Genomic DNA, 2,842 nt, shown 5'->3' on the forward strand with positions numbered 1-2,842 from the left:
ATTTACGTCTCGATTGATTCGTATCAACCCCACCGATGCGCGTATTCCGCATAACAAAGGCGTGAGTTTGGCGATGGGAGGGCTAGAAGGCTTGCGGATGTTGACTCAGCATTCGTAGCTAATTAAATGGATGTGATTCACTTGCCATTTATCTTTTCCTTAACTAGACTTAGTCGAGCTTAGCTAGGTAAAAATCATGTCTATTATTCAAGTCAATATGCACGAGGCAAAAAGTCAGTTGTCATACTTGTCTGAACGTGTGTTAGCAGGCGATAAAGTGATAATTGCTAAAGCAGGAAAACCATGTGTTGAATTATTGCCTCATGTTCAAGCACAGCCAATCCGTCAGGCAGGACGTTTAAAAGGTAAAATAGTCATACCTGATGATTTTGATTCAACATCAAATGACATTATTGATAGTTTTTATGGCAGTCAGCTATGAGACGAATTTTGCTTGATAGTTGTGTATGGTTGTGGTGGCTTGATGATAATCCAGCGTTAGGTAAACAAGCAAAAGCACTGATTAATGATGCTCGCAATCAAGTGTTTATTAGTGCAGCAACCGTATGGGAAATTGCGATTAAACGGCAAAAGGGAAATTTGCAAATTGAGGGTGATTTACAAGCTTTAGTGTTAGAAGATGGTTTTATTGCCCTAAATATGGACTTATTCCATGCTCAACAGGCGGCCATGTTACCACCGATTCATCAAGACCCTTTTGATAGAATGTTAATTGCTCAAGCACAAGCCGAAGGTTTAGAGTTGATGACGGCTGATACTGTAATTCCTAAATATGGTGTAAGAATAATTTTGGCGCGTGTTTAACGCATTGATTTAAAAGATATAACGGAGTATTTATGAAATTATATGAAGCACTTAAAAAAGCACAAAGCGAAGAAGATGTAAAAGATATTTATATTAAAGCTTTAGGATTAAAGAGTTTTACTAAAGGGTTGATAGATATTCAAACCAAAGAAATTTGGTTTGAGGCCAAAGATACAGGAAAACACAGCAGTTATGCGATGTTTACGCAATTGTTGCATTATGTACAACAATCACTCAATAAAGGCGAAGCTGTTCCACCATTTCTTGCGGTGATTGATACCGAAAAAGCTGCGATTATGAAAAGCAGTGATGTGATTCCCTTTTTAGAAAAGAAAACCATTAAATGGGGAAAGTCTGCCAGCCAATATACCCGAGAGGCGTTAGAAGCGGTTTCTGCTTATATTGGAACATACTTTGTCTCATTTAAATTGGCAACGCATGAAGAAGAATTTATATCCACCGTTAAAGCTGCCATAAAATCGGGCGATATTATTCGCACGCAAATTACGCCCGATAACTTAAAACAAGTATTTGATAAATGGGTTAATTTGATTGGTAAAGAAATTAACGGCGTGGCCGAAACCGATTATGCCTTACTGTTTTTTGCCGATATTATGAATGATGGCAAAATTAGTACCCATAAAGACCTACCTGCTAAACTGGTATTTATGGATGATAAACCTGCATTTATGCTTAATGGCAAAATATATGAGTTAGGTAATAAAGAGGGCTATCGCCGATTTTGGGCAATTTATCACCGTCCGCCAAAAGAAGAATATCGTAATTATTTGTTAGAGCGCAGAGACACTTTAATTCCTTTAGAAGAGCGTAGTTTTAAGGGCGCGTATTACACGCCTTTAGCGGTGGTAGATAAGGCTTATGATTTGTTAGCCGAGACTTTGGGTAATAATTGACAAAAAAATTATATTGTCTGGGATATGTGTTGTGGGGTGGGCAATTTGGAGGTTAAACACAGCAATCCGCGTAATGTGTTTATGAGTACGCTCGACCAAGCGGATATTGATGTGATGAGAGCCAGTAAAATTTGTGTGGCAGCGACACGTTTTCAGTATGATTATTTGAATGATGATATTACGGATGATGGCAAAATTGATTATTCACTTACCAAAAAAGTGCCTATTGCCTTGCAACAAGCCATTAAAGAGGGCAAAAAAATATTGGTGTTGATAAATCCGCCATATGCGGAGGCGGCTAACTCTGACAATACTACTGATAATATGGGTGCAGAAAATAAAAAAGGCGTATCTAAAACCAAAGTGGCTGCAAGTATGGGCGATTATGGTTATGCCACTCGTGAATTATTCATTCAATTTTTAATTAGGATTGCTAAAGAAATTCCCAGTGCCACAGTAGCTATTTTTAGTAAATTAAAATATGTAAATGCCCCTAATTTTGAGCCATTTCGTCAAGTATGGAATGCCAAGTATTTAGATGGTTTTATTGTGCCAAGTAAAGTGTTTGATGGTTTGAAAGGCAGTTTTCCGATTGGTTTTTTGGTATGGGAAAGCCAAAAAGCGGCTAAAAAGAAAATGCCAATCACGGAAATTACAGTTGAAGTTTTAGATAAAAATATCCACGCAATCGGTGAAAAAAGTTTTTATAACTTGCCAAATGAGCAATTATTAGGTGAATGGATTACTCGTACTAGAGCTAATAATATTGATGCGATTCCGCTAAAAAATGCGATTACGCCAACCACCAGTACCAAAGATGTCAGGGGAACAAAATGGGCAGATGGTGCAATAGCGAGCATGATTTGCCCCGGAGGAGATATACAACACGCAAACCTAACAGCGTTATTATCATCAGGTTATTGTAGTGCTGGCGGCTTTTTTGTGACTGATAAAAACCTTTGGCAAGCCGCCATAGTCTTTTCTGTCCGCCGTTTAATCAAACCCACATGGCTTAACGACCGTGACCAATTTTTGCAACCTACTCAACCACTGACAGAGGAATTTAAAAACGATTGTTTAATATGGATGTTGTTTAACGGCAG

The 2,842-nt window shown here is 38.1% G+C and carries 3 protein-coding genes and 1 pseudogene; all 4 read left to right on the forward strand.

What is annotated here, in order from left to right; genetic code table 11:
* The first annotated feature begins 196 nt into the window (after positions 1-196).
* Entirely contained in the window at positions 197-442 is a 246-nt protein-coding gene (locus Q0212_RS00170) for a type II toxin-antitoxin system Phd/YefM family antitoxin (protein ID WP_297920545.1), read from the forward strand.
* Positions 439-825, forward strand: a complete 387-nt coding sequence (locus Q0212_RS00175) for a type II toxin-antitoxin system VapC family toxin (RefSeq protein ID WP_297920546.1) — start codon at positions 439-441, stop codon at positions 823-825. Before Q0212_RS00170 ends, Q0212_RS00175 begins: the two co-directional genes overlap by 4 nt.
* Before the next feature lie 32 nt (positions 826-857).
* On the forward strand, positions 858-1,739 hold the full coding sequence (locus Q0212_RS00180) for a hypothetical protein (RefSeq protein WP_297920548.1): 882 nt from the start codon (positions 858-860) through the stop codon (positions 1,737-1,739).
* A 45-nt stretch (positions 1,740-1,784) separates the two neighbouring features.
* A pseudogene (locus tag Q0212_RS00185) lies at positions 1,785-2,842 on the forward strand (hypothetical protein); the annotation flags it as partial.

Origin of the sequence: uncultured Agitococcus sp. (genome assembly GCF_937920075.1) — a bacterium.
GTDB lineage: Bacteria > Pseudomonadota > Gammaproteobacteria > Pseudomonadales > Moraxellaceae > Agitococcus.

Excerpts from the sequence above, each read along its gene's own strand:
- Q0212_RS00180 (WP_297920548.1), top strand. The coding sequence starts at position 858 with ATGAAATTATATGAAGCACTTAAAAAAGCACAAAGCGAAGAAGATGTA.
- Q0212_RS00175 (WP_297920546.1), top strand. The coding sequence starts at position 439 with ATGAGACGAATTTTGCTTGATAGTTGTGTATGGTTGTGGTGGCTTGAT.
- Q0212_RS00170 (WP_297920545.1), top strand. The coding sequence starts at position 197 with ATGTCTATTATTCAAGTCAATATGCACGAGGCAAAAAGTCAGTTGTCA.